Raw genomic sequence first — 26,677 nt, forward strand, 5'->3', positions numbered from 1 at the left:
AACGGACCGGCGCGGCACTCTTCCGGACGGCCCTGACGTGCGGGACGCTCGCGTATGAGGAACGACCGGGCACATGACGGGCAGGGGAGGCGCACAGTGGTGGACGCACACCAGACCTTCGTGATCGTCGGAGCGGGGCTAGCCGGGGCGAAGGCCGCGGAGACGCTCCGTTCCGAGGGATTCACCGGCCGGGTGATACTGATCGGCGACGAGCGCGACCACCCCTATGAACGCCCACCCCTGTCCAAGGGGTATCTGACCGGCGGCGCGGACCGCGACTCCGCCTTCGTGCAGCAGGCCCCCTGGTACGCCGAGCACGACATCGAGCTGCACCTGGGCCAGCCGGTGGTGGGGCTGCACCGCGCCGACCGCACGGTGACGCTCGGCGACGGCACCAATCTGCACTACGACAAGCTGCTGCTCACCACCGGTTCCGAGCCGCGCCGCCTCGACATCCCCGGCACCGACCTGGCCGGCGTGCACCACCTGCGCCGCCTGGCGCACGCCGACCGGCTGAAGAACGTCCTGGCCAGCCTCGGCCGGGAGAACGGCCACCTGGTGATCGCCGGCGCCGGCTGGATCGGCCTGGAGGTGGCCGCCGCGGCCCGCGGTTACGGCGCCGAGGTGACCATCATCGAACCCGCGCCGACCCCGCTGCACTCCGTGCTCGGTCCCGAACTCGGCGCCGTCTTCACCGATCTGCACGCCGAGCACGGCGTCCGCTTCCAGTTCGGCCGCCGGCTCACCGAGATCACCGGCCAGGACGGCATGGTGCTGGCCGCGATCACCGACGACGGCGAGGAGCACCCGGCCCACGACGTGCTCGCCGCGATCGGCGCCGCCCCGCGCACCGCGCTCGCCGAGTCCTCCGGCCTCACCATGGCCGACCCGCCGCTGGGCGGCATCGCGGTGGACGCCTCGCTGCGCACCTCCGACCCCGACATCTTCGCGGCCGGTGACGTGGCCGCCGCCGATCACCCGCTGCTCGGGCAGCGGCTCCGGGTCGAGCACTGGGCGAACGCGCTGAACGGCGGCCCGGCCGCCGCCCGCGCCATGCTCGGCCGGGAGGTGTCGTACGACCGGATCCCGTACTTCTTCTCCGACCAGTACGACCTGGGCCTGGAGTTCTCCGGGCACGCCGCCCCCGGCAGCTACGACCAGGTGGTGTGCCGCGGCGATGTCGGCAAGCGGCAGTTCATCGCCTTCTGGCTGCGCGAGGGCCGGGTGCTGGCCGGGATGAACGTCAATGTGTGGGACGTCACCGAGGCCATCCAGCACCTGATCCGGTCCGGCCGCCCGGTGGACCCCGACGCACTGGCCGACCCCGCGGTCCCGCTCAGCACGCTCGGGTAGCCTTTCGCCTGGACTGACCAGGAAGGACACCCGTCATGCGTACCGCTGTCGTACCCGTCGAGGAGATCTTCGCCCTGCGCTGGGCGGTGCTCCGGACCGGGATGCCGCGCGAGACCGCCGTCTATCCGGAGGACTCGCACCCCGACGTCTTCCACATAGCGGTGTACGACGACTCGGGTGCCGCCGACGGCTCCGGCGACGGTCCGCTCGTCAAGGGCTGTGTGACCTTCTTCCCCGACCCGCTGCCGGGCGAGACCGCCCCCGCCTACCGCTTCCGCGGCATGGGCAGCGCGCCCGAGGTCCGCGGCCAGGGCTACGGCGCCGCCGCGCTGAACGCCGGCCTGCGCGAGGCGGCCGCCCGGGGCGCCGAACTCGGCTGGTGCAACGGCCGCACGTCCGCGACCGGCTTCTACGAGCACCTGGGCTTCACCGCGATCGGTGAGGAGTTCACCATCCAGCCGAGCGGGCCGCACTACATCTTCGTCACCAAGGACCTCGACCGCTAAGGCCTGTCGATCAGGAGCGGGCCCGCCCCCCGAAGCACGGGCCCGCTCCCCCCACCGGTGGCCCCGCCCGCTACCGCGACAGCGAGAACGCCAGCAGTCCCGACGCGTCCATGTCCAGCGCGGGCTCCGAGCTCTGCCAGGACCGTACGTCGTCGGTGTACGTACTGCCGTGCCCGGTGAAGGCGCTGAACGGGTCACCGGCGGCCGGGCACGGGCGCATACCGTCCAGGTAGTCGCCGAGGCCGTCCTCGAACTGCTCCGAGCCGTTGGGGCCGTTGACGATCGCGCCCACCTCCAGCGGCCGGGCGCCGTTCAGGCTGCCCGCCAGATTGCCGAGTTCACCCGCGGTGCACTCCGGGAAGGTCGAGCCCTCGCCGACCATGAAGGACGTGCCCCAGGCGTTCGCGCCGAGCAGCCAGCCGAGTTGCTGCGAAGCGAACCGGTCGTAGGAGGTGTCGCCGGTCACCGACCGGTACAGCCGCACGGTCGCCGCGAGCCCGAGGGTGTGCGAGTCCGCGTCGAAGTCGTCGTAGACCCCGCCCGCGTGGAAGGGGTCGGCCGCCGCCCGCGCCTGCCCGGTGCTGAGCTGGCCCTTCACATAGCCGACCAACTGGCCGTACGTCGCGGCCAGGCCCTTCGGCCGGCCGGCCGCCTGCTCCGCGCGGGCCAGATCGAGGTCGGCGAGCGCGCTGGTGTCGTACATGTTGAGGGTGTCCGCGTCCGCCTCGCTCTGGTGGCCCTTCGCCCAGACGGCGGCCTGCCGCAGCCAGGCCGAGCCGCGGGGGTCGTGCAACTGCTGGGCGGCCAGCGCGAGTTCGGCGCCGCCGAGGGCGAGGTCGTCCTGCCAGCTGGTCTCCGGGTAGTAGCCGTACGGGACGGTGGTCACCAACTGGCCGGGGTGGGTGTCGGCCAGGCCGTAGATCTGCGCGGCCGTCGCCAGATAGCCGCGGGCCCTGGTGCGGTCGGCGGGGCGGCCGGTGGCGGCATAGCGCTGGGCGGCGAGCGCGAAGTCGGCGGCGAGGCGGCCGGCCTGGTTGGGGCTGATCAGGGAGCCGGGGGCGGCGGCCCGGAAGACCGGGCGGTTCTTCAGGAAGGGGTCCGCCGGGTCGCTGTCGTCCTGCTCCGGCAGCCGCCATACGTCGTGGTCGCCGACCACGCTGCCGCTGGACGTGCCCGAGCCCAGACCCACCTGGATGTAGAGCGTCCTGGTCCTGCCGTCCCACATCTTGTCCAGCCAGTCCAGACCGTGCTGCGCCTCGGCGCCCAGCGCGGATTTCGGGCCCGCGCCGGTCCGCAGCGCGGCGATCTGGAGGGCCGCCACGGCGTAGGAGGTGGTCTCGGTGAACTTCAGATAGTCGCCCGCGTCGAACCAGCCGCCGGAGACATCCACCGGGCCGCCGATCTTCTTGGGCGCGGCCTTGACGGTGTCGCTGTCGGGGTCGGTGAAGGCCGGCCAGGCGTAGACCGAGGCCTCGGCGTCGTTCAGGTGCGAGGGTCCGCGCTTCAGCTGTCCCGGGATGGTGTCGGCGCCGTCGCGCTGCGCCTGGAAGAAGGCGGTGGCGTCGGCGGCCGGCGCCTTGAAGACGGCGGAGGCGGCGCCGATGGTGAAGGCGGGCGAGGCACTGTCGGCGGCGCCGTCGACCACCAGGTGATAGCGGCCGCCGGCCCGCACCGAGCTGAAGTCGATCAGATAGACCGCCGGGTAGGCGTCGTTCCACGGCCCCAGGCTCGCCTTCGTCCGCCCGGACGCGACGGCCCTGCCCTTGCTGTCCACCAGCCGCCACTTCGCCCCGGAGACGGCCGACTTCGCCAGCAGGAACGCCTCCTTGGCCCCGCCGGCCGCGTATCCGACCTGATTGACCCGCACCAGCCCACCGGTGGCGGCCTGCGCGGCTTCCGCCCCGCCGGTCAGCGACAGCGCCGCCAGCAGAGCGGCGGCGGTCAGCCCGGTCACGGCGGCTCTGGTCCTGTGCCCACGACGGAACGGCATGCGCTGCGTCTCCTCGCCCCAAAATTAGGAAAGGTTCCTAACGAATCGCGAAGCTAGCCCCCAGCCCGCCCCACCGTCAATGCGTCCGTCCGTCCCGACCTGGCCGGGACCGAACCCGGCCCACGCCGGCTCCGGCCCGAGCCGGGCTGTCCCACCAGGGCCGTAGACTTCGCACGTGGCCGGCCGGATCAGAGACGACGACGTGAAGGCGGTACGCGACGCCGTCCCCATCGACGGGATCGTCTCCGAGTACCTCCAGCTCAAACCGGCCGGCGGCGGCAATCTCAAGGGGCTGTGCCCCTTCCACGACGAGAAGTCCCCCTCCTTCCAGGTCAGTCCCTCCAAGGGCCTGTACCACTGCTTCGGCTGCGGCGAAGGCGGCGACACCCTCGCCTTCGTGATGAAGGTCGATCATCTGACCTTCGCCGAAGCGGTGGAGCGGCTGGCCGGACAGGCCGGGATCACGCTGCGCTACGAGGAGGGCGGCCACGGCCCCGGGCGCCAGCAGCAGGGCGAGCGGATCCGGCTGGTCGAGGCGCACCGGGCGGCGGCGCTGTTCTACGTGGAGCAACTGGGCTCGCCCGAGGCGGAGATCGGGCGGAGGTTCCTGGCCGAGCGCGGCTTCGACCAGGCGGCGGCCGAGCACTTCGGGGTGGGATACGCGCCGGCCGGCTGGGACCACCTGGTCCGGCTGCTGCGCGGGAAGGGCTTTTCGGACAAGGAGCTGATCGTGTCCGGGCTGGCCTCGGAGAGCCGCCGCGGCGGGGCGATCGACCGCTTCCGGGGGCGGCTGATCTGGCCGATCCGCGACATCACCGGCGAGGTGATCGGCTTCGGCGCGCGCAAGCTGCGCGACGACGACCAGGGCCCGAAGTATCTGAACACCCCGGACACACCGCTCTACCGCAAGTCCCAGGTGCTGTACGGGATCGACCTGGCGAAGAAGGAGATCGCCAGGACCGGCCGGGCGGTGGTCGTGGAGGGCTACACCGATGTGATGGCCTGCCATCTGGCCGGCGTGACGACCGCGATCGCCACCTGCGGCACGGCGTTCGGCGGCGACCACATCAAGATCCTGCGGCGGCTGCTGATGGACAACGCGCTGGCCGAGGTGGTCTTCACCTTCGACGGTGACGAGGCGGGCCAGAAAGCGGCGCTGCGCGCTTTCGAGGACGACCAGAAGTTCGCCGCCGAGACGTCGATCGCCATCACCCCGGGCGGCATGGACCCCTGCGAGCTGCGGCTGGCGGACGGCGACGCGGCGGTGCAGCGGCTGATCGACGGGCGGACCCCGCTGTTCGCCTTCGCGCTGCGCTCGATCGTCGCGCGCTACAACCTGGACACCGACGAGGGCCGGGTGGCGGCGGTGGACGCGGCGGTCCCGGTGGTGGCCGCGATCAAGAACCAGTCCCTGCGGGACCGTTACGCGATCCGGCTGATCGGTATGGCGGGCATCGGCACCCAGGCCGAGGAGCAGTCGATCATCCGCCGGGTGCGGGCGATGTCCCGGGCCCGCGCGGCCGGCCAGGCCCCCGACCAGGGCCGCCCGGTCCGCCCCGGCTACGGCCCGCCGCCCGACGCCCGCGCCGCCGCCCCGGCCGGCCCGCGCGGCCCCCGGCTCGATCTGCGCAGCCCCGCCCACCGGGTGGAGCGCGAACTGCTGAAGCTGGCGCTGCAGTATCCGCAGCTGGTCTCCCCGGCCTTCGACGCCTACGGCGAGGACGAGTTCACCGGGGCGCCCTATGCCGCGGTGCGCCGGGTGATCGCCGAGGCCGGCGGGGTGGAGCAGGCCGGTGACGACTATCTGGTCCGGGTCAGGGACACCGCCCCGGACGACACCGTGCGGATGATGGTGACGGAGCTGGCGGTGGAGCCGGTGATGCACAAGGTGCCGGAGATCTACGCCGGCGAGGTGCTGGTCCGGGTCCGGATGAACGCGGTGGAGCGCCGCGCCGCCGAAATGCAGGCCGCCCTGGCCCGGTTGGCGGCCCAGGACGTACGCGCGGACGCCCCCGAGGCGATCGCCGTACGCGACGAGCTGTGGGCCCTCCAGCAGTACGGTCAGCGGCTGCGGCTCCAGGGCGCGGCCGGCCTGTGAGGCGGTAGGGCCCACCCGGCAGGGCGGTGACGCGGCGCGTTCGCGGTCGTGTCCGCGGTGGTGTTCGCGCCCTGTTCGCTTCCGCGCGGGCGCGTGTGACCCGGTGGGCCCCCACTGCCCCGTCCGCCGCCACCGTGCGCCCCCATGCCGGGCGCGTACATCGGCCGGCGGCGTCACCGCACGGACGCGCGTGGTGACGTGGCGTGAAAAAGGGTACGCACGACCCTCGTAGCGGAGGTGTGTCGTGCGCCACACTGGGTGACGGCGTCCGGGGGCCCGGCCGCACCGGAAAGAACGCCGGAAGCACGAGAACGGCCCGGCCCCAGCCCGTCTCCGAGCCCAACGACGCGCTCACCGCGGAGGTCGCATCCGTGCAGACCCGTAGCCAGATCCAGCTCCAGGTTGAATTCCCGCCGTTGCCCGCCGTAACCGAGGTGGTCGCCATGGAGCCCTCGCCTCAGCCGCCGCCCGTGGACGACGAGCCCGTCGTGCCCGGCATCCTCGTCCCCGCCCCCCGCGTCAGACCGCTGCGCGCCGATACGGCCGGCCCCTCCGCCGACCTGTTCCGCCAGTATCTGCGGGAGATCGGGCGGATCCCGCTGCTCAGCGCCGAGGAGGAGGTCGAGCTGGCCTGCCGGGTCGAGGCCGGGCTGTTCGCCGAGGAGAAGCTCGCCGCCTTCCCGGACCTGGACTCCCAGCTCGCGGTCGACCTCGACCGCCTGGTGGTGCTCGGCCGGATGGCCAAGCGGCGGCTGATCGAGGCGAATCTCCGGCTGGTCGTGTCGGTGGGCAAGCGCTACGTGGGCCGTGGCCTGACGATGCTCGACCTGGTGCAGGAGGGCAATCTCGGCCTGATCCGCGCGGTCGAGAAGTTCGACTACGCCCGCGGCTACAAGTTCTCCACCTATGCGACCTGGTGGATCCGCCAGGCGATGTCCCGCGCGCTGGCCGACCAGGCCCGTACGATCCGCGTCCCGGTCCACGTGGTCGAGCTGATCAACCGGGTGGTGCGGGTGCAGCGCCGGCTGCTCCAGGAGCGCGGTTACGAGCCCAGCACCGAAGAGGTCGCCGTCCAGCTGGGCCTGACCGGGGAACGGGTCAGCGAGGTGCTGCGGCTGGCCCAGGAGCCGGTGTCGCTGCACGCCCCCGTCGGGGAGGAGGACGACGTCGCGCTCGGCGACCTCATCGAGGACGGCGACGCCGCCTCACCCGTGGAGTCCGCCGCCTTCCTGCTGCTGCGCGAACACCTGGAGGCGGTGCTGTCCACCCTCGGCGAGCGCGAACGCAAGGTGGTCCAGCTGCGCTACGGACTCGCCGACGGCCGTCCGCGCACGCTGGAGGAGATCGGGCAGATCTTCGGCGTCACCCGGGAACGCATCCGGCAGATCGAGTCCAAGACGCTGGGCAAACTGCGCGACCACGCCTTCGCCGACCAGCTGCGCGGCTACCTCGACTGAAGCGGGTCGGCGGGGTTCAGCGGGGTCCGGGCGGCTCAGGCGGGCTCCAGGATGATCCAGGTCCGGCCCGGACGCAGCGGCAGCGTCGCGCCGCCCAGCCGGTAGGTCGTCCCGGAGGTCTCGCTGGGGCGGCTCCACCGCACCGCGTAGGAGCGGCCGTCGCGGAGCACCACGGCCGAACCCTGGCCGACGGTCGCGGAGAAGGGCACGAAGCCGGTACGGCTGTGGAAGCGGGACTCCTTGACGGTGACCCGCTGGATGATCACATTGTCGGCTGTCCAGGGCGACCGCGTGCCGTCCATGGCGATCGTGTACCGCGAACCGTTCCAGCGGAAGGTGAAGCGGGCGGCGGGCATCGACGCCGAGGTGGTGGTCGCCGGGGTGCCGCCCGCCGGGGTCTTCGCGGCGAAGCGCAGCCCGATGTCCTTGGCCACCCCGCCGGACCCGGCCAGGCCCTTGGGGCGCAGATACTCGTTGTGCGGGGCGGGCCGGTCCGGGTTGCGGAAGAAGTCCTTGGTCCCGGTCCTGGCGACGAGGCCCGTGCTCTTCTTGAGCACCGGCAGCAACTCGCTCTGGGCGCCGGAGAAGGCGAGTACCGGCCGGTTGTAGTCGGCCAGTAGCTGGAGATCCGTTTCGCGGGCGCTGCGGACCGGCCCGATGACGGGCGGCAGGTGGTCGCTGTCCAGGATGGCCATCAGCCGGGACAGTCCGCCTTCGACCTCGATGCCGTAGACGAGGTCAGCGTCGTTGAGGCCGGTCTGCGGACGGGCCGCCTGCACATTGTCGATCTTCACCGCGATCACCCGCCCGGCCGTCCCCGGCTCGCCGGTGAGCAGGGAGCGGGACGAGCCGGAGCTGGCGGCGCTCGGGGTGGGCCTCGGTGTGGCGGTGCCGGCCGGGCCGCCGCCACCGCCGCACCCGGCGGTCAGACCCACGGCGAGCGCCCCCGCGATCCCCGCACCCACCGCGTGCCGTGTCCTCATCGCTGCTCCCCGGGTCCTGGGCGCGTCGGCGTGTCGTTCGCCCTCACCCCATGGTGAACCCGCCCGGGCGGGATGTCCTCCGCCGAGGAGCGTGCGGGTCAGGACCGAAGCGCCGGTGTCGCGCCGCCGGTCAGTCCACCTCCGCCACCGCCTGCGCGAACTGCGCCGCGTACAGACGGGCGTACGCCCCCCGCGCCGCGAGCAGCTCGTCATGGGTGCCCTGCTCCACGATCGACCCGGACTCCATCACCAGGATGACGTCGGCGTCGCGGATGGTGGACAGCCGGTGCGCGATGACGAAGCTGGTCCGGCCGTGGCTGAGCTTGGCCATCGCCCGCTGGATCAGCACCTCGGTACGGGTGTCGACCGAGCTGGTCGCCTCGTCCAGCACGAGTATCACCGGGTCGGACAGGAACGCCCGGGCGATGGTGATCAGCTGCTTCTCGCCCGCGCTGACCCCGGAGCCCTCGTCGTCGATCACCGTGTCGTAGCCCTCGGGCAGGGTGCGGATGAAGCGGTCCGCGTGCGCCGCCCGGGCCGCCGCCTCGATCTGCTCGCGGGTGGCGCCCTCGCTGCCGTACCCGATGTTCTCCGCGATGCTGCCGCCGAACAGCCAGGTGTCCTGGAGCACCATGCCGATCGAGGACCGCAGCTCCTCCCGGGACATCGACGAGACGTCCGTGCCGTCCAGGGTGATCCGCCCGCCGGAGACCTCGTAGAACCGCATCAGCAGATTGACCAGCGTGGTCTTGCCGGCGCCGGTCGGGCCGACGATGGCCACCGTGTGGCCGGGCTCGACCTTCAGCGACAGGTTCTCGATGAGCGGCCGGTCGGCGACGTAGCGGAAGGCCACCTCCTCCAGCGCGACCCTGCCGTGCAGCTCGGCCGGGCGGGCAGGGGTGAGCGGCTCGTCCGACTGCTCCTCGGCGTCGAGGAGTTCGAAGACCCGCTCGGCCGAGGCGACACCCGACTGGATCAGGTTCGCCATGCTCGCCACCTGGGTGAGCGGCTGGCTGAACTGCCGCGAGTACTGCACGAAGGCCTGCACATCGCCGATGGACAGCGTGCCCGACGCCACCCGCAGACCGCCGATCACCGCCACCAGCACGTAGTTCAGATTGCCGATGAACATCATCATCGGCTGGATGGTGCCGGAGATGAACTGCGCCCGGAAACCGGACGCGAACAGCGCCTCGTTCTCCCGCTCGAAGATCTCCGCGGACTCCTTCGCCCGGCCGAAGACCTTCACCAGCGCGTGGCCGGTGTACATCTCCTCGATGTGCGCGTTGAGCTTCCCGGTGGTCTTCCACTGCCGCACGAACTCCGGCTGGGCGCGCTTGCCGACCCGGGTGGCCACCAGCATCGTCACCGGCACGGTCACCAGGGCGACCAGCGCCAGCAGCCAGGAGATCCAGAACATCATCGCCAGCACGCCGACGATGGTCAGCAGCGAGTTGATCAGCTGGCCCATCGTCTGCTGCATCGTCTGGCCGACGTTGTCGATGTCGTTGGTGGCCCGGCTGAGCACCTCGCCGCGCGGCTGCTGGTCGAAGTACGACAGCGGCAGCCGGGACAGCTTCTGCTCCACGTCGGCCCGCAGCCGGTACACCGCCCGGTTGATGACCTTGGTGGCGGTGCGCATCTGGAGCACGCTCAGCACCGCCGCGACCAGATACACCCCCAGCGCCAGCAGCAGCACCGCGCCGATCGCGTGGAAGTCCATGCCCTTGCCGGGCGTGAAGTCGATACCGGACAGCACGTCGGCGACCTTGCCCTGGCCGTGCGCCCGCAGCGTCTCCAGGGCCTGCGCCTTGGTGCCGCCCCTGGTCTGCCGGCCGATCACCCCGGCGAAGATCAGGTCGGTGGCGTGGCCCAGGATGCGCGGCCCGGTCACCGCGAGCGCGACGCTCGTCGTGCCCAGCGCCAGCATCACCCACAGCCAGCCGCGGTCCGGGCGCATCATGCGGACCAGCCGCTTCAGCGACCCCTGGAAGTCCATCGACCGCTCGACCGGCCCCGCGCTCATGAAGCGGGCCGGGCCGCCCATCGGCCGCGGCGGGCGCCGCACCTCCGGTTTCTGCGCGCCGTCGTCGCTCACGCCGCGGCCTCCTGCTCCGTCAGCTGGGACAACACGATCTCCCGGTAGGTCTCGTTGCTCTCCATCAGTTCCCCGTGGGTGCCGGTGCCGACCACCTGGCCCTCGTCCAGCACGATGATCCGGTCCGCCTCACGGATGGTGGACACCCGCTGGGCGACGATCACCACCGTGGCGTCCGAGGTCTCGGCCGCCAGCGCCCGGCGCAGCGCCGCGTCGGTGGCGTAGTCCAGCGCGGAGAAGGAGTCGTCGAACAGATAGATCTCCGGCCGCCGTACCAGCACCCGGGCGATGGCGAGCCGCTGCCGCTGGCCGCCGGACAGATTGGTGCCGCCCTGGGCGACCGGTGCCTCCAGACCGCCCTCCAGCTTCGTCACGAAGTCCTTGGCCTGCGCCACCTCCAGCGCGTGCCAGAGCTCCTCGTCGGTCGCGTCCGGCTTGCCGTAGCGGAGATTGGTGGCGACCGTGCCGGAGAAGAGGTAGGGCTTCTGCGGCACCAGGCCCACCGTCTCGGACAGCAGCTTCGCGTCCAGCTCGGCCACGTCCTCGCCGTCCACCAGCACCCGCCCGCCGGTGGCGTCGTACAGCCGGGGGATCAGTCCCAGCAGCGTGGACTTGCCGCTGCCGGTGGAGCCGATCACCGCGGTGATCTGGCCGGGGTGCGCCACCATGTCGATACCGCGCAGCACCGCGACCTCGGCGCCCGGATACGCGAACTCGACGTCGAAGAGCTCCAGCTCGCCGTGCTGCCGCAGCACCGTGATCGGGTTGGCCGGGAGCACCACGCTGGATTCGGTGCCGAGCACCTCCTCGATGCGCTCGGCGCTGACCTCGGCCCGGGGCACCATCATGAACATGAAGGTGGCCATCATGACCGACATCAGGATCTGCATCAGATAGCTGAGGAACGCGGTCAGCGCGCCGATCTGCATCCCGCCGCTGTTGATCCGGTGCGCGCCGAACCACAGCACCGCCACGCTGGAGAGGTTCACGATCGCCATCACGACCGGGAACATCAGCGCCATCAGCCGGCCGGTGGCCAGCGACACGGCGGTCAGCTCGTCGTTGGCCGCGCCGAAGCGGCGCTGCTCGTAGTCGTCCTTGACGAAGGCCCGGATCACCCGGATGCCGGTGATCTGCTCGCGCAGCACCCGGTTCACCGTGTCCACCCGGGTCTGCATGCTGCGGAACAGCGGGCGCATCTTGCGGATGATCAGGCTCACCGCGATGCCCAGCACCGGCACCACCACCAGCAGCAGCGAGGACAGCGGCACATCCTGGCCGAGCGCCAGCACGATGCCGCCGACGCACATGATCGGCGCCGAGACCATCAGCGTGAAGGTCATCAGCACCAGCATCTGGACCTGCTGGACGTCGTTGGTGGTACGGGTGATCAGTGAGGGCGCCCCGAACTGGCCGACCTCACGGGCGGAGAAGGTCTGCACCCGGTCGAAGACGGAGGCGCGGATGTCCCGGCCGACCGCCATGGCCGTCCTGGCGCCGAAGAAGACCGCGCCGATCGCGCAGCACACCTGCACGACGGTCACCCCGAGCATGACGCCGCCCAGGCTCACGATGTAGCCGGTATCACCCTTGACGACGCCGTTGTCGATGATGTCCGCGTTGAGGGTCGGCAGGTAGAGGGTGGCTATGGTCTGCACCAGCTGGAGCAGCACCAGGAGCCCGATGGGGCGCTTGTACGGCCCCAGGTGGGACCGCAGGAGTCGGATCAGCACAACTCAATACCTCGGGATACCTCGGGACGGCTGTTCATGAGGTCGCATCTTGCTTTTTGACGGACAGGACGCCCGCGGGGCGCCGAAGGTTGACGCGCCGCGCCGACCCGACGGGTGGGAGCGGCGGGCCGGCCCGTCCAGGACACCGGCGGGCAACCCTATCTTCCGACGAACGGCGGACGCATGGGAATAATCGAGCCGTCAGAGCGAGGCGAAGGCTCCCGGGTGGGTGTGCTCGCGCACGGCGGTGAACTGCTGCCGCACCGCCGAGCCGACCGCCGCGTCGTCGCCCGGGTCCAGCAGCCGGGCGCCGTCCCGCGTCCACTGCGGCGGCTCGCTCTGCGACTGCGAGCCCAGCACCGCCCCCAGCGACCACGCCGCCTGCCGGGCGGCGCCGATCGCCGCGTACTCGGCGGCCGGCGGTACGACCACCAGCGCGCCCAGCAGCGCCGGGGCGATCGCCTGTACGGCCGGCAGCTCGGCGGCGGCGCCCAGCAGGAACACCCGGTGCACCGGCACGCCCTTGTCGCGCAGCACGTCCACCGCGTCGGCCAGCCCGCACAGCATGCCCTCGAAGGCGGCCCGCGCCAGGTGCTCCGGCTTCATCGAGTCCCGCCGCAGCCCGGACAGGGTGCCGGCGGTGTGCGGCAGGTCCGGGGTCCGCTCGCCCTCCAGATAGGGCAGCAGCACCAGCCCGTACGCACCCGGGGTGGAGCGCAGTGCCAGCTCGGACAGCCCGGCCAGGTCGGTGCCGAGCAGCTCGGCGGTGGCGCGCAGGGTGCGTACGGCGTTGCGTACGTGCATCAGCGGCAGATGGCGGCCAGTGGCGTCGGCGAAGGCGATCACCGTACCGGTGGGGTCCTTCAGCGCCTCCTGGTGCACCGCGAACACGGTGCCGCCGGCGCCCAGCGAGACCACCGCGTCCCCCGGGCCGAGACCCAGGCCCAGGGCGGCGGCCATGGTGTCACCGGTGCCGGCCGAGATCAGCAGGCCCTCCGGGGTCTGCCCGGCGGGCTCGGCCGGGGCCAGGACGTCGGGCAGCGCGACCGGGTGGCCGAAGGCCCGCTCGACCAGGTCGGTGCGGTACTCGCCGGTGGCCGCCGACCAGTAGCCGGTGCCCGAGGCGTCGCCCCGGTCGGTGGTCCGGCGGGCCGGCCGGCCCAGCAGCTGCCAGACCAGCCAGTCGTGCGGGAGCAGCACCTCGGCGGTCCGCTTGGCGGTGGCCGGCTCGTGCTGGGCCAGCCAGCGCAGCTTCGCCACCGGGTAGGAGGCCTGCGGCACCGAGCCGACCGCCTCCATCCAGCCGCCGGCCCCGCCCAGCTCGTCCGCCAGGTCCGCGGCCTGTGCCTGCGCCCGCTTGTCACCGCGCAGCAGGGCCGGGCGTACGGTCACCCCGCCGGCGTCCAGCGCCAGCAGCCCGTGCTGCTGCCCGGAGATCCCGATCGCCTGCACGCCTTCCAGCAGACCGTTCTTGGCGGCCTCACCCAGCGACAGCAGCCACGCCTGCGGGTCGATCTCGGTCGGCTTCTCGCCTTCCCCGATCGGATGCGGTGCGTGCCCTTCGCGGAGCACCTCCCCGGTGTCGCTGTCGCAGACGACGACCGTGGTGCCTGCGGTGGAACTGTCTATGCCGGCCACTTTGCCCATGCCGCTGATGATGCCGCACCTCGGGCGCCTTGTGCCTCACAGATCGATCTCAGTCACGGCGACGAGGGCGTCCGGCCTGCGGTCGCGCGGCTGGAGCCCTCGGGTCGGCGCTCGCGGACCAGCGGTCAGGTGTTGGAGGTGCCCCAGTTCTCGTCCGGCGCGTTTCCGTTCCCCATCGCCCGGACCCGGCCGGCCAGCGCGTCCGGCATCCGGTCGCCGAACTTCGCCGTCACCGAGTCCGCGGCCTTGGCGGCGGCGCTGCGGCCCTGGTGCATGGCGCTCTCCGCGGTGTTGCGCACGGCGGGGTTCTGCGCGATCCGCTGCGCGCCCTTGAGCAACTGCTCGTACCGCTCGCGCCCGGCCCGTGCGCCGAGCACGTACCCGACGAGGGCTCCTGTGATGAACGTCAGCCGGACCATGGCTCCACCCTTCTTCGTCCCTGTCGGACTGCTTCGGCGCCTACCCCGTGCGTCCGGGCGGCAACCCCGCACAAGTGGTTGGCGGAGCACCCCTCCACTTGCGCTAATGTATGTGTCGCACCGGGCACGCGCCTGCCGGGGAGACTTCGGCGGGTGCATTCGGTGCAAGCAGAGCGATCCCCTGTAGCTCAATTGGCAGAGCAGCCGGCTGTTAACCGGCAGGTTACTGGTTCGAGTCCAGTCGGGGGAGCTCGATCCCCTGTAGCTCAATTGGCAGAGCAGCCGGCTGTTAACCGGCAGGTTACTGGTTCGAGTCCAGTCGGGGGAGCGCAGGATCAGGACCCCGCCGGGGTCCTTTTTCATGCCCCCACGAACCGCGCCCGCCCCCGCCCGTCCACCTGATCACGTCTCTGTAACCCGCGAGGGCGACAGATCGTATGAGCGGCTATGCTGCGGCAGACGGAGCGCACGGCGCGCCGTACGGGGCGGTAGCTCAGCCGGTTAGAGCAGCGGACTCATAATCCGTCGGTCGTGGGTTCGAGTCCCACCCGCCCCACCCTGTCCCGACGCGGGACCGCCGCGCTCCGCAGCGCGCGGGTGGCGTGGCCGCCCAAACCTGGTGCTGCCGACTCTTTCGAGTGATCATCTGCCGGCCGCGCCCCGCGCTGCCGAAAAGTGGCAGAGGTCCGTGGTTGGGCGGACGCTGGAGAGCAGACGGGCCACCTGCTTGCCGGGCGATGGCTGTCCGTCCCGAGGAGGCATCCGCGCCATGATCCTTTATCTTCTGATGCTGGTCGTCCTCGTCGCGCTCGCGCTCTTCCTCATCGGCATCATCGCCCACGGGCTGTTCTATCTGCTGATCATCGGCATCGTGGTGTTCGTCGCGGACATGGTCTACCTGGCCCTCCGCCGCTTCGGCTCCGGCCGGCGCTCCAGGCGCTGAACCTCCGCCGGCCGTCGTGGGTGACGGTGTCCGGCCACGGAGCCCAGCACCCTCGACCCGGGTCAGGGGCAGGTGAGGGGGACGGTGCGCCAGTCGATGCGTTCGTAGGGGCTGGACGTGCCGGTTTCGTAGGCGACGCCGAGGCTGGTGCGGGTGATCTTGGTCAGGTCGGAGTAGGCGGCGGGCGCGGTCGGGGAGGTGAGGTCGGTGACGGGGTGCCAGGAGAGGCCGCCGTCGTCGGAGCGGCGGAGGGCGAGGTGGCGGCGGGCGGTCGGGTCCTGCGGGCCGGTGTAGAGGAGCGGGGCGCAGCTGACGCCGGCGGGGATGCCCGGGTCCTGGAGGACGCTGCCCTCGACGGAGGGGCCGGTGAGGTCGGCCAGCGGGCGCGGCAGACCGTCGTAGCCGCGGCCGTCGGTCGAGGAGTAGGCGTAGACGCGGTTCAGGCCGGTGGAGCCGCCGTTGTTGCGGGCGGACAGGAAGATGCGGCCGTCGGGCAGTTGGGCGGCGCTGGCCTCGCTGGGCTTGACGAGGTCGTCGTTGTAGTCCTCCGAGGCGCCGATCCGCCAGCTGCGGCCGTCGTCGTCGGACAGCAGCAGGTCCACGCCAGAACGCCGTCCCGGCTCAGAGTGATTGGCGGCCACCACCAGGCGTCCCGCGGCCCGGCCCCGGGTGAGGGTCAGGCCGTGGCCGGGACCGGTGGCGAACCACAGCCAGCCCGGTCTCTTGACCGAGGCGGTGATCTCCCGCCGCGCGGACCAGGTGGCCCCGGCGTCGGCGGAGATCTGGACGAACGCGCGGCGGCCGTCGGCCGCTGAGACCTCGCCGTCCTCGATCTGTCCCAGGTCGAACCGACCGGCCTGCCGGTTGGTCAGCAGCACCAGCGTGCCGTCCGCGGCGACCACCGGTGTGGGATTGCCGACGGTCTCCTGCCCGTCGGCGGCCACCACCCGCTGGGGCGTCCAGGTGCAGCCGCCGTCGGTCGAGCGGCGCTCTACCACCGAGATGTCGCCGTTGTCCGCTGAACCGTTTTTGCGCGCTTCCGCGAAGGCCACCAGGGTGCCGCGCACCGTGACGACGGCCGGGATCCGGTACGACCGGAAGCCGTCCGTACCGGAGGTCCACAGCGTGGTCGCGCAGGCGGCCGGCGCGGCGGCCGACCGGGCGGCGGCGAAGGGCGCTGTGCTGAGCAGGCAGACGGCGGCGAGCAGGGCGATACCGATACGTGGTGGCATTCCCAAGCGATGCCTTCACCGGGGCGACGCCACGCGCGGACCGTGCGAACCGGACCGGATCGAGTGATCGGGCGCCCGGGTGTTCGGCCCAACGGAAGAGCCTGACCGAAGGGCCTGATCGAAGGGCTCAGCCGAAGAGCTGGCCCCCCCAGTCCTGCCCGGCGGACAGCCCCGGCGGGGCCACGAACAGGCCGCTGGCGATGTGCTGGATGTACTCCTTGAGGGCGTCGTGCTGCCCCAGCACCCGCTGCAGGGTGATGAAGCGGTCCGGGCTCTTCATGAACGCGACGAAGAACAGGCCGCCCATCAGGTCGCCGGTCTCCGGATTGATGCCGTCGGTGTAGGAGTAGCCGCGGCGCAGGATGCGCAGTCCGTTGTTGTTCTCGGGGGCGGCCAGCCGGATGTGCGCGGTGGCCGGGATGACGTACTGCCCGGCGCTGTCCTTCGCGCCGAAGTCCGGGGTGTCGAACTCCCGCTGACCGGTCATCGGGGCGCCGCTGGACTTGAGGCGGCCGAAGACGTCCTGCTGGTCGCCGAGCCGGTCGCGGTCCCACTGTTCGAGCCGCATCTGGATCTTGCGGCTGACCAGGTACGAGCCGCCGCGCGCCCAGCGCTGCGGCTCGTCGTCGCCGATCCAGACGTGCTCGCCCATCATGGAGCCGTCGGTGGCGTCGATGTTGCGGGTGCCGTCCTTGAAACCCATCAGGTTGCGCGGGGTGGCCTGCTGCGGGGTGGTGGAGGACGTACGGCCGAAGCCCAGCTCCATCCAGCGCGGCAGGACGGTGCCGAAGCCGAGCCGCCGCAGGTTGCGGATCGCGTGGAAGGCCACCTGGGGGTCGTCCGCGCAGGCCTGGACGCACAGGTCGCCGTCGGAGTTCGCCGGGTCCAGGTCCTCGCCGGGCAGCTGGGGGAGCCGCTTGAGCAGGGAGGGGCGGCGGGCGGCCAGCCCGAAGCGGTCGTCGAAGAGCGAGGGGCCGTAGCCGATGGTGATGGTCAGCCGGCCGGGGGCCAGGCCCACCGCCTCACCGGTGTCGTCGGGCGGCGCGTTGAGGTCGCCCACGTCCCCGGGGACCGGCTTTCCGGCGGTCATCGCCTCGGCCGCCGCCGTCCAGGTCTTCAGCAGCTCCGCCAGGTCGGCGCGGCTCGCCGTCGAGGCGACGTCGAAGGTCGCGAAGCACAGCCGGTCCTGGGACGGGGTGGCGATGCCCGCCTGGTGCGCCGCGCGGAAGGGGACGGTGGTGGCCGCCGGGTTGGCGGCGGCGCCGCCGCCGTTGTCGTCCCGGGTGGCCAGTACGGCGCCGCCCGCCCCGAGGGCGGCGCCGGCCACGGCTGCTCCGGCGCCCACCGCACCGAGGAGCCGGCGGCGGCTGACGGCCGGCGCGGGCTCGGGGTCGCGGGGCTCGGGGGTGATGTCCGGAGTCTCATTCACGGTCGGGGGATCTCTCTCGGGGTGGGGTACACGGCCGCCGGGGAGGCGGGCGCCGGGATCGCGGGGAACGCGGTCGCCCGGGACGCTCAGGCGATCTGGGCGGCGATCTTGGAGACGGCCTCGGCGTAGGCGTTCACCGTCTGCGACAGGGCCCGGCGCTGGGTGTCGGTGACCTTGCTGTAGTCCACGTAACCCGTCTGCTCGTAGCCCGGCTTGGAGACGTACGCGGCCAGCGCCGCGGCCGTCTGCTGGTAGCGCTCGGCGAGGGTGGCGACCAGGGCCGGGTCCTTCTGCTTCAGGACCGGCAGCAGCACGGTGACCGCCTCGTTGGCGCCGGCCAGATTGCCCTCGAAGTCCAGCAGGTCGATGTGCGAGTAGCGCTCCTCCTCGCCGGTGATCTTGGAGGACTGGATCTCGTTGACCAGGTCGGTGGCGCCGTTGGCGATCTCGGCGGGCTGGTACTCGACGGTCTGGACCTTGCTGTAGAGGTCGTGGGTGTCCGTGCTGAGCTGGTCGGCGATCTTGTCCATGCCGGTCAGCGACTTGGTCTGCCACAGCGCCTGCTCGATGCGGTGGAAGCCGGTGAACTGGTCCGGGCTGGGCGCGTCGTCGGCGCGGCCGTCGATCCGGCCGTCCAGGTCGCCCCAGATCTCGGCGGTGGGCTCGATGCGCTCGTAGTAGACCCGGGCCTTGCCGTAGAGCAGCTTCGCTTGGTCGGTCTGGCCGGCCTTGACCGCCGCGGTGAACGCGTCGGTGGCGGTGACCTCCTGCTTGACCTCGCTGTCGATCCAGGCGGCGTAGCTCTTGGTGGCGGCGACCAGCGCCGGGTCGTCCTTCCAGCTGTGCGCGGTGGAACCGGTGACGGTGAAGGCCGTCTTGTCGGTGTCCGCGCCCGGGCAGTAGACCTGGAACTTGCCCGCGCCCAGGGTCAGCGAGAAGTCACCGGACAGGCCCGGGGTGAGGTTCTCCTTCTCGCCGAGCATCTTGCCGCCGTCGAGCAGCTCCGCCTCGGTGACCTTGGAGGAGTCCTTGTTGGTGACGACGAACTTCACCGCGCCGGCCGGGACGGTGGCCGGGCTCGGCGCGCAGTCCTTGTCGGTGATGGTGATGGTGACGGTCGAGGACTTGGCGTCCGCGTTCTTGGCGGTCGCCGCGGCGGAGTCCTTGGAGTCGCCGCCCTTGCCGCCGCCGCAGGCGCTCAGGAGCAGGCCCGCGGACAGCACGGTGGCGGCGCAGGCCAGGACACGGCGGTGGTGGGCAAGCGGGTTCACGGTCAGCTCCTGGGTGAGTCCCGGGGCGGTGGCCACGGGGGGCGGGAAAAAGGGGAGAAAAGGGGAGGGGAGGGGCGGGCCCGGCGGACGTCCTTACGGCGGGGGCGGTCAGCCCGCCTGGGCGGCGTTCGCCCCGGTGTCCGGCGCGGTGCCCGGTGCGGGCGCGGCCTTCGGAGGGGTACGGCGCCGGGCCGGCCACAGCACGACGGCCGTCATCGGGACGGCGTACACCAGCCAGCCCCAGACCATCAGCCAGGTCGGATACGGCTGGATGCCGAGCACCCCGGTGACCACCGAGGAGGTCGGGGTGCCAGGGCGGACCAGCCAGGACAGGTCGAACGCCTGCGAGCCCTGATTCAGCCAGCCGCCCTCGACCGCGGTCATGAACGCGGTGGCCACCAGCCCGGCCGCGACCAGGACCAGGACGACGCCGGTGATCCGGAAGAAGCGGGACAGATTGAGCCGGACGCCGCCGCGGTAGATGCCGTAGCCGATGCCGGCCGCGAGCAGGATGCCCAGCGCGGCGCCGGTGCCGCCGTAGGCCGGGTTGCTGCTCTCGTTGAAGGTGGCCAGCAGGAAGACCGAGGTCTCGAAGCCCTCGCGCAGCACCGCCAGGAAGGCCATCATCACCAGCGCCGAGGCCGAGCCGTCGGACAGCGCGCGGCCTGCCATGCCCTCCAGGTCCTTGCGCAGGTCGCGGGAGTGGCGGCGCATCCACAGCACCATGTAGCTGACCATCACCACGGCGATCGCGCCGACGACCGTCTCCAGCTGCTCCTGCTGCCGCTGCGGCAGGTCGCTGGAGTAGACCTGCAGCGCGACGGCGACGACGACGCAGATCGCGACCGCGAGGCCGACCCCGAGCCAGACCTTCTTCAGCGCGTCCCGGCGGCCCTGCTGACCGAGGAAGGAGGCGATGATGCCGACGATCAGGGCTGCCTCCAGACCCTCGCGGAGCCCGATGACGAACGTGGGAAGCATGAGGGCCCTTCTGGTACCGGATCGGCAGATTAGCTGAGCCTGTCCTTGGTTAGGTCACCCTTATTAAAGTCGCGGAGCCCGGTGGCGCGTCAAGCCGCCTGCGCGTACAAACCGGACGAAGAGGGTGGCAAAGTACCGAAAGTCCTGCGGATTTGACGATCTCTTTACCTTGGGCGGCTGACGAGGGTTCCCTCGCGCCTCAGCGGTCCCATAGGGTCCATCCGCCATGGATTACTGCCACACGTGCCGGCGCCACCTCAACGGCGCATATTCCTGCCCCGGTTGCGGGACGGTCGCGGACCGGACCGCGACGTCCCCGGTCGTCGGCGACGCCGCGGCCGGAAACACTCCCTCGGCCGCCGACACCGCGGAACTGCCCCTGGTGGCGTCCGTCGAGGAGGCGTCCGGGGAGGAAGCCGGGTCCGGGTGGCCCGAGTCCGGGCCCGGGTCGGAGCCGCCGCCCCAGGGGCGGTCGCGGCGCGGCGGACGGCAGCGGGCCGCGGTCTACGGTGTCGGCGCGGTGGCCGTCATCGGGGCGCTCACGATGTTCTCGCTGGCCGCGCTCGGCGGGGGCTCCGGCGCCGGCCCGAACCCCGGCTCCGGGGTGCGCGACCTGCCGCCGCCGCCCAGCTCGACGTCCGGCACGCCCGCGACGGACGACGCCGGCCTCTTCCCGGCCACCCCGGACGGCAAGGGCCACTCCACGTCCGCCTCCCCGTCGGCGTCCACCTCCGAGCCGGCCTCACCCTCGGCGCCGGCCCCCACCACCCCCGTGGCGCCGCCGCGCACCACCGCGGCGACCGTCGAACCGACCACCGCCGAGCCGACGCACACGCCCACCCGGCGGCCGACCACCCCGACCCCGACGCAGACCACGTCGCCCACCGTGCAGCCCTCGGCCTCGCCGACCTGCAAAAAGGTGCTGTGGTTCTGCTCGTAAGGCCCAGTTGACCCCCTGGCGGGGGCTTCAGTCCTCCTCCGGCCCCAGCATCCGCTGGAGCAGATCCCGCAGCATCGTGCGCTCCACGACCGACAGTCCGGCGAGCGGTTCGCGGGCGAAATCCAGCGAGTCGCGCAGATCGGCCGCCGTCTCGCGGCCCGCCGCGGTGGCCGCGCCGAGTTTGACGCGCCGGTCGGCCGGGTCGGCGAGGCGCTCGGCGAGACCCTGGGCCTCCAGCCGGTCCACGATCCCGGTCACATTCGACGGCTCGCACTTGAGCCGATGGGCGATCTGCCGCATCGGCATCGGCCCGGTGGACAGCAGCGCGAGCACCCGGGCCTGCGCGCCGGTCAGCCGGTGGACGGCGGCCGCGGCGTCGTACTCCTGGTAGTAGCGCGCCACCACGGTGCCGATCAGGTCGACGACCTCGGCGGTCAGAGGGTCCATGCGGCTGTTCATACGCCTCAGGCTACCTGGTTGCTTGACAACATGAAACATCAAAGGCCATGGTTAATTCATCATCTGAACCTTTGCCATGGTCAAGCTGTGGCGGAAGGAGCGCGCCCGTATGCCGAAGAGCCGCGAATGGCACCTGGTGGCCCGCCCGCAGGGGTGGCCGGTCCCCGAGGACTTCGCCCTGGTCGAGACCGAGATCGCCGATCCCGGCCCGGGACAGATCCTGGTCCGCAACTTATTCGTCTCGGTCGACCCGTACATGCGCGGCCGGATGAACGACGTGAAGTCGTACAGCCCGCCCTTCGTGCTGAACGAAGCGATGACCGGCGGCGCCGTCGGCCGGGTGGTGGCCTCCGGCGCCGAGGGGTTCGAGGTCGGCGACCATGTGCTGCACATGCTCGGCTGGCGGGAGTACGCGCTGGTGGAGGCCGCCCAGAGCGTCAAGGTCGACCCGGACGCGGCGCCGCTGTCGCTGTATCTGGGCGCGCTCGGCATGCCGGGGCTGACCGCGTACGTCGGCCTGCTGCGGATAGCCGAATTCAGCGCGGGCGACACGGTCTTCGTCTCCGGCGCGGCCGGCGCGGTCGGCAGCCTGGCCGGGCAGACGGCCAGGCTCAAGGGCGCCGCGAGGGTGATCGGCAGCGCCGGCACGGACGAGAAGGTGGCGCTGCTGACGGAGGAGTACGGCTTCGACGCCGCCTTCAACTACAAGAAGGCGCCGGTGGCCGAGCAACTGCGGGAAGCGGCCCCGGACGGCATCGACGTCTACTTCGACAACGTGGGCGGTGACCATCTGGAGGCCGCGATCGCGTCCCTGCGGGTGCACGGCCGGGTCGCGGCGTGCGGGTCGATAGCCGGCTACAACGCGACCGGCCCGGAGCCGGGGCCGCGCAATCTGGGACTGCTCGTCGGCAAGCGGCTCAGCCTGCGCGGTTTCCTGGTCGGCGACCACCAGGACCTCAGGCCGGAGTTCGTCCGCGAGGTGGGCGGCTGGCTGGCCGAGGGGAAGCTGGGGCACCGCGAGACGGTGGTGACGGGAATCGAGAACACCGCCGACGCGTTTCTCGGACTGCTGCGCGGTGCCAATACCGGGAAGATGCTCGTCGCCCTCCCGGAGTGAGCGAAGCGCGGCGTATGGCCGTATGGCCGTATGACCCGAAGCACCAGATGTACTGCTCGAACGATCAGGAGAGCCGCTCATGACCATCCAGTCCGTAGACGTGATGTACACCGCTGTCGCCACCGCGGAGAACGGCCGGGACGGCCGGGTCTCCAGTGACGACGGCAAGCTCGACGTGGTGGTCAACCCGCCGAAGGAGATGGGCGGCAGCGGGGCCGGCACCAACCCCGAGCAGCTGTTCGCGGCGGGCTACAGCGCGTGTTTCCAGAGCGCGCTCGGCGTGGTGGCCCGGCAGGCCAAGGCGGATGTCTCCGGGTCGCGGGTGACCGCGAAGGTCGGCCTCGGCAAGACGGAGGCCGGCGGCTTCGGCCTCACCGTCGAGCTCGCGGTCTCCATACCGAACGTGGACGACGCGACGGCCAAGGAGCTGGCGGAGAAGGCGCACGAGGTCTGCCCCTACTCGAACGCCACCCGGGGCAACATCGCGGTGCAGCTCACCGTCGTCTGAGCGCCCGTTCCCAGCGGTGGAGAGGGCGCGGGCCGGCGGGTGCCGGGCCGCGCCCCCTCACTCGTCCGCCGCGACTGCCTTTTCCTGGCAGGGCATCGGGGCCAGCAGGGCGAGGAAGTCGCGGAAGGCGGCCGGCATGTCCACCGCTTCGGGGTCCAGCAGCCACTGCACCTGGAGACCGTCCATGACGGCCGCCAGCAGCGTCGCGGCGCGCTCCGCGGTGAGGCCGCCCGGCAGGCGGTCGCCGTACTCCGCGCGGAGCGCCTCGGCGCCGCCGTCGCGGACGTAGGCGTAGCGGGCGCGGAAGTACTCCTGGGCCGGGTGGTCCTCGGTCACACTGTCGCCGACCAGCACGGTGAACGCCTGGACGATGCCGGGCCGAGTGGCGTTGTACTCCACGAGGTTGGCGATGATCTCCAGCGGCCAGGCGTGTCCGTGCAGCGCGGCGGACGCCATGTCCCACTGGTCGCGGGCTTCCAGGACGGCCACCAGCAGGGCCTCCTTGGTGGGGAAATGATGCATGAGACCCTGTTGGGTCAGTCCCACCCGCTCCGCGACCCCGGCCAATGTCGCGCCCCGGTAGCCGCGTTCGGCGATCACCTCCGTCGCGGCCTGGATGATCTCGGCGCGCCGTTCCCCGCGGTCGGCTCGTGTCCTTGGCATGCCCCCGCCCCCTTTCCCGCTCCGAGGCGGCAGTGGTGAGCGCCGGCCTCCGGCCCGAGCCTACAAGATTGCGGAATGGTAACTATGCCTACTGGAGGACAAGCGGGCGGGTGCCGCCGCCAGCAGGATGGCAGCCCGGAAGGATCACACCGGACGGGTCACGAGGGGTCACGAGGGGACAGGACATGACGCCGTACGCGAAGGGCGCCGACGCCGAGCGGGAGCGGACCGTCGAGAGCGCGCTCGGCAAGCTCGATCTGACCGCCAAGACACGGCTGCTGGCCGGGCAGGACATGTGGACGCTGCCCGCGCTCGGCAGGATCGGGCTGGGCTCGCTGGTGATGTCCGACGGCCCGATAGGGGTACGCGGCCGGCGCTGGACCGCCGACGACCCGTCTGTCGCCCTGCCGAGCCCCACCGCGCTGGCCGCCTCCTGGGACCCCGGACTCGCCCGCCGGGCAGGCCGGTTATTGGCCCAGGAGGCCAACAGCAAAGGCGTGCACGTCCTGCTCGCCCCGACCGTCAATCTGCACCGGGGCCCGCTCGGCGGCCGGCACTTCGAGGCGTACAGCGAGGACCCGTATCTCACCGGTGTGATCGGCACCGCGTACGTCCTCGGGGTGCAGGACGGCGGGGTCGGCGTCACCGTCAAGCACTTCGTGGGCAACGACGCGGAGACCGAGCGCTTCACCGTCGACAACCGCATCGGTGAACGCGCCCTGCGCGAGCTGTACCTGGCCCCCTTCGAGGCCATCGTCACCGGCGCCCGCCCATGGGGCGTGATGGCCGCCTACAACACGGTCAACGGCGTCCCGATGACCGAGCACGACGCGCTGATCAACGGCGTGCTGCGCGGCGAATGGGGCTTCGACGGGGTCGTGGTCTCCGACTGGCTGGCCGCCCGCTCCACCGGCGCGGCGATCCGCGGCGGCCTCGACATCGCCATGCCGGGACCGCGGACGGTCTACGGCACGGCGCTCGCGGACGCGGTCCGGTCGGGGGAGGTGGCGGAGAGCCTGGTGGACGAGGCGGTGCGGCGTGTGCTGCGGCTCGCCGCCCGCGCCGGGCTGCTCTCCGGCGCCCCCGCCGCGGTCGCGGTCGCCGACCGGCCGCCCGGGGTGGACGGCGACGCGCTGGCGCGGGAGATCGCGGTGCGCGGGTGTGTGCTGCTCCGCAACGAGGGGCCGGTGCTGCCGCTGGACGCCGCGGCCCGCGCGGGCGGGATCGCGCTGATCGGCGCGGCGGCCCGGGACGCCCGGATCCTCGGCGGCGGTTCGGCGGAGGTCTTCCCCGACCATGTGGTCTCGCCGCTCGACGGTCTGCGCAGGGCGCTGCCCGCCGGGGCGCCGCTGCGGTACGCGCCCGGCGCCGACCCCGGTGCGGAACTCGCGCCGGCGGGTGCCGGGTTCGCCCTGCGGGCGGTCGCCCGGGATGTCGAAGGGGGTGAACTGGGCGGTGAGTTCATGCCCAATGGGCGGGTGCAGTGGCTGGGCGACCTGCCGCCCGGCGTCAGCTACGACCGGCTGCACACGGTGGAGATCCGGGGGACGTTCACCCCCCGGGTGAGCGGCGCGCACCGCTTCGGCACGCGCGGGACCGGCGTCTTCCGGCTGACCGTGGCCGGACGGGTGCTCTACGAGGGCCCGCAGCACGACGAACACAGCGATCCCTTCGAGGAGTTCTTCGGCCGGCCGCTCGAACGCGGCACGGTGGAGCTGATCGCCGGGCAGCAGGTCGAGGTGAGCCTGCTCAGCGTGCCGCCCAAGGCCGCCGAACTCCCCGTGGAGGCCGTCGGGTTCTCGCTGCTGCACGGCGAACCCGAGCGGGACCCGGAGGAGTTGCTGGCGGAGGCGGTCGAGGCGGCGCGCGGCGCGCACACCGCGATCGTGGTGGTGGCCACCACCGAGCGCGTCGAGTCCGAGGGCTTCGACCGTACGGATCTGCGGCTGCCGGGCCGCCAGGACGAACTCGTCGCCCGGGTCGCCGCGGTCAACCCGCGAACGGTGGTCGTCGTCAACGCCGGGTCCCCGGTGGAGCTGCCCTGGCGGGAGGAGGTGGCGGCGGTCCTGCTGGCGTGGTTCCCCGGGCAGGAGGCGGGCGCGGCGCTCGCCGACGTGCTGCTCGGCGCGGCGGAACCCGGCGGTCGCCTCCCCACCACCTGGCCGGCCCTGCTCGCGGACGCGCCGGTCAGCCGGGTCACCCCGACGGAGGGGGTACTCGCCTACGACGAGGGCCTGTTCATCGGCTACCGCGGGTGGGACCGGCGCCCGGGCCCGGCGCCCGCCTATCCCTTCGGGCACGGGCTCGGTTATACGCGCTGGGAGTACGAGGGGCTGTCCGTCGACCACGGCGACCCCGTCGACGCGGAGGAGGGCATCCTCGCGACGGCCCGCGTCATCCTCCGCAACGCGGGCTCGCGCCCGGGCCGCGAGGTGGTCCAGCTCTACCTCGCTGATGCCTCGGCCTCGGCCTCTGGCTCTGCCTCCGCCTCCGCCTCCGCCGGCGCCTCGGCTGCTGAGCGCCCGGCCCGCTGGCTCGCGGCCTTCGGCGCCGTCACCGCGCCGCCCGGCGGCCGCCGCGAGGTCGTCATCCCCATCCCCCGCAGGGTGGCGGAGGCCTGGGACCCCGCGACCTCCTCCTGGCACCTCCTCCCGGGCCCTTTCACCTTGACGGCGGGACACTCTTCGGCCGACCCCCGCATTTCCGCTCCGCTGGTTCCGTAAGGCCCCTTCCCCCGCCCGGCTGCTGCCTCCGGGTTCCTGCGCAGTTCCTCGCGCCCCTGGGGGGGTGCTGTGCGGTGGTGGGGTGCGGGTGGTCGTGGGTTGGTCGCGCGGTTCCTCGCGCCCCTGG

Annotated in this window: 21 protein-coding genes and 3 tRNA genes; 12 read left to right on the forward strand and 12 right to left on the reverse strand. The window is 72.2% G+C overall.

Annotated elements, in window-relative coordinates:
• Positions 1-96: 96 nt before the first annotated feature.
• On the forward strand, positions 97-1,353 hold the full coding sequence (locus tag ACFO3J_RS29480; protein ID WP_386435734.1) for an NAD(P)/FAD-dependent oxidoreductase: 1,257 nt from the start codon (positions 97-99) through the stop codon (positions 1,351-1,353).
• A gap of 35 nt (positions 1,354-1,388) precedes the next feature.
• Positions 1,389-1,859 carry a GNAT family N-acetyltransferase gene (locus ACFO3J_RS29485; RefSeq protein WP_386435737.1) on the forward strand — a complete coding sequence of 157 codons (471 nt, stop codon included), beginning with the start codon at positions 1,389-1,391 and terminating at the stop codon, positions 1,857-1,859.
• A gap of 70 nt (positions 1,860-1,929) precedes the next feature.
• On the opposite strand, the gene ACFO3J_RS29490 is transcribed toward ACFO3J_RS29485, so the two are convergent.
• Positions 1,930-3,849 (reverse strand): glycoside hydrolase family 9 protein, encoded by a 1,920-nt coding sequence (locus tag ACFO3J_RS29490; protein WP_386435739.1) that lies wholly within the window; start codon positions 3,847-3,849, stop codon positions 1,930-1,932.
• A gap of 175 nt (positions 3,850-4,024) precedes the next feature.
• On the opposite strand from ACFO3J_RS29490, the gene dnaG reads away from it, so the two are divergent.
• Together dnaG and ACFO3J_RS29500 are read left to right on the forward strand one after the other, a co-directional pair.
• On the forward strand, positions 4,025-5,947 hold the full coding sequence (gene dnaG / locus ACFO3J_RS29495) for a DNA primase (RefSeq protein ID WP_386435742.1): 1,923 nt from the start codon (positions 4,025-4,027) through the stop codon (positions 5,945-5,947).
• Between the two features lie 239 nt (positions 5,948-6,186).
• Positions 6,187-7,404 (forward strand): RNA polymerase sigma factor, encoded by a 1,218-nt coding sequence (locus ACFO3J_RS29500; protein WP_386435745.1) that lies wholly within the window; start codon positions 6,187-6,189, stop codon positions 7,402-7,404.
• 35 nt (positions 7,405-7,439) lie between these two features.
• On the opposite strand, the gene ACFO3J_RS29505 is transcribed toward ACFO3J_RS29500, so the two are convergent.
• The 5 genes from ACFO3J_RS29505 to ACFO3J_RS29525 all read right to left on the reverse strand — a co-directional run bounded on the left by ACFO3J_RS29505 (position 7,440) and on the right by ACFO3J_RS29525 (position 14,284).
• Complete coding sequence (locus ACFO3J_RS29505) at positions 7,440-8,387, reverse strand: DUF3048 domain-containing protein (protein ID WP_386435748.1); 948 nt, start codon at positions 8,385-8,387, stop codon at positions 7,440-7,442.
• Between the two features lie 130 nt (positions 8,388-8,517).
• The gene (locus tag ACFO3J_RS29510; protein ID WP_386435817.1) at positions 8,518-10,434 is read right to left on the reverse strand and encodes an ABC transporter ATP-binding protein; all 1,917 of its coding nucleotides are present in this window, start codon (positions 10,432-10,434) and stop codon (positions 8,518-8,520) included.
• 47 nt (positions 10,435-10,481) lie between these two features.
• Complete coding sequence (locus ACFO3J_RS29515) at positions 10,482-12,218, reverse strand: ABC transporter ATP-binding protein (RefSeq protein ID WP_386435751.1); 1,737 nt, start codon at positions 12,216-12,218, stop codon at positions 10,482-10,484.
• 201 nt (positions 12,219-12,419) lie between these two features.
• Entirely contained in the window at positions 12,420-13,865 is a 1,446-nt protein-coding gene (locus tag ACFO3J_RS29520; protein WP_386435754.1) for an FGGY family carbohydrate kinase, read from the reverse strand.
• A gap of 125 nt (positions 13,866-13,990) precedes the next feature.
• Positions 13,991-14,284: a YtxH domain-containing protein gene (locus ACFO3J_RS29525; protein WP_386435757.1), complete on the reverse strand. Its 294-nt coding sequence runs from the start codon at positions 14,282-14,284 to the stop codon at positions 13,991-13,993.
• Between the two features lie 177 nt (positions 14,285-14,461).
• On the opposite strand from ACFO3J_RS29525, the gene ACFO3J_RS29530 reads away from it, so the two are divergent.
• The 4 genes from ACFO3J_RS29530 to ACFO3J_RS29545 all read left to right on the forward strand — a co-directional run bounded on the left by ACFO3J_RS29530 (position 14,462) and on the right by ACFO3J_RS29545 (position 15,227).
• A tRNA-Asn gene (locus ACFO3J_RS29530) sits at positions 14,462-14,534 on the forward strand.
• Between the two features lie 5 nt (positions 14,535-14,539).
• Positions 14,540-14,612: transfer RNA gene (locus ACFO3J_RS29535), tRNA-Asn, on the forward strand.
• Between the two features lie 154 nt (positions 14,613-14,766).
• Positions 14,767-14,840, forward strand: a tRNA-Ile gene (locus tag ACFO3J_RS29540).
• 213 nt (positions 14,841-15,053) lie between these two features.
• Positions 15,054-15,227: a hypothetical protein gene (locus ACFO3J_RS29545; protein WP_386435759.1), complete on the forward strand. Its 174-nt coding sequence runs from the start codon at positions 15,054-15,056 to the stop codon at positions 15,225-15,227.
• 62 nt (positions 15,228-15,289) lie between these two features.
• On the opposite strand, the gene ACFO3J_RS29550 is transcribed toward ACFO3J_RS29545, so the two are convergent.
• From ACFO3J_RS29550 to efeU, 4 genes are all read right to left on the reverse strand, one after another.
• Entirely contained in the window at positions 15,290-16,459 is a 1,170-nt protein-coding gene (locus ACFO3J_RS29550; protein ID WP_386435762.1) for a sialidase family protein, read from the reverse strand.
• A gap of 127 nt (positions 16,460-16,586) precedes the next feature.
• Entirely contained in the window at positions 16,587-17,888 is a 1,302-nt protein-coding gene (efeB, locus tag ACFO3J_RS29555) for an iron uptake transporter deferrochelatase/peroxidase subunit (protein WP_386435764.1), read from the reverse strand.
• Positions 17,889-17,974: 86 nt separating this feature from the next.
• Positions 17,975-19,195 carry an iron uptake system protein EfeO gene (gene efeO / locus ACFO3J_RS29560; protein ID WP_386435767.1) on the reverse strand — a complete coding sequence of 407 codons (1,221 nt, stop codon included), beginning with the start codon at positions 19,193-19,195 and terminating at the stop codon, positions 17,975-17,977.
• Between the two features lie 72 nt (positions 19,196-19,267).
• Positions 19,268-20,140: an iron uptake transporter permease EfeU gene (gene efeU, locus ACFO3J_RS29565; RefSeq protein ID WP_386435770.1), complete on the reverse strand. Its 873-nt coding sequence runs from the start codon at positions 20,138-20,140 to the stop codon at positions 19,268-19,270.
• A 226-nt stretch (positions 20,141-20,366) separates the two neighbouring features.
• Here efeU and ACFO3J_RS29570 point away from each other — a divergent pair, with 226 nt between their 5' ends.
• Positions 20,367-21,080 carry an SCO2400 family protein gene (locus ACFO3J_RS29570; protein ID WP_386435772.1) on the forward strand — a complete coding sequence of 238 codons (714 nt, stop codon included), beginning with the start codon at positions 20,367-20,369 and terminating at the stop codon, positions 21,078-21,080.
• A gap of 27 nt (positions 21,081-21,107) precedes the next feature.
• Here the strand turns inward: ACFO3J_RS29570 and ACFO3J_RS29575 are convergent, their stop codons facing one another.
• Positions 21,108-21,539 (reverse strand): MarR family winged helix-turn-helix transcriptional regulator, encoded by a 432-nt coding sequence (locus ACFO3J_RS29575; protein WP_386435775.1) that lies wholly within the window; start codon positions 21,537-21,539, stop codon positions 21,108-21,110.
• 109 nt (positions 21,540-21,648) lie between these two features.
• On the opposite strand from ACFO3J_RS29575, the gene ACFO3J_RS29580 reads away from it, so the two are divergent.
• Together ACFO3J_RS29580 and ACFO3J_RS29585 are read left to right on the forward strand one after the other, a co-directional pair.
• Positions 21,649-22,656, forward strand: a complete 1,008-nt coding sequence (locus ACFO3J_RS29580; RefSeq protein ID WP_386435778.1) for an NADP-dependent oxidoreductase — start codon at positions 21,649-21,651, stop codon at positions 22,654-22,656.
• A 79-nt stretch (positions 22,657-22,735) separates the two neighbouring features.
• Positions 22,736-23,164, forward strand: a complete 429-nt coding sequence (locus ACFO3J_RS29585) for an organic hydroperoxide resistance protein (RefSeq protein WP_386435780.1) — start codon at positions 22,736-22,738, stop codon at positions 23,162-23,164.
• Between the two features lie 57 nt (positions 23,165-23,221).
• Here the strand turns inward: ACFO3J_RS29585 and ACFO3J_RS29590 are convergent, their stop codons facing one another.
• Positions 23,222-23,827: a TetR/AcrR family transcriptional regulator gene (locus ACFO3J_RS29590; RefSeq protein WP_386435783.1), complete on the reverse strand. Its 606-nt coding sequence runs from the start codon at positions 23,825-23,827 to the stop codon at positions 23,222-23,224.
• A 185-nt stretch (positions 23,828-24,012) separates the two neighbouring features.
• Between ACFO3J_RS29590 and ACFO3J_RS29595 the strand changes: the two genes are divergently transcribed.
• On the forward strand, positions 24,013-26,550 hold the full coding sequence (locus ACFO3J_RS29595) for a beta-glucosidase family protein (protein WP_386435786.1): 2,538 nt from the start codon (positions 24,013-24,015) through the stop codon (positions 26,548-26,550).
• Positions 26,551-26,677 lie beyond the last annotated feature (127 nt).

Origin of the sequence: Streptomyces polygonati (assembly GCF_042650325.1) — a bacterium.
Taxonomy (GTDB): Bacteria; Actinomycetota; Actinomycetes; order Streptomycetales; family Streptomycetaceae; genus Actinacidiphila; species Actinacidiphila polygonati.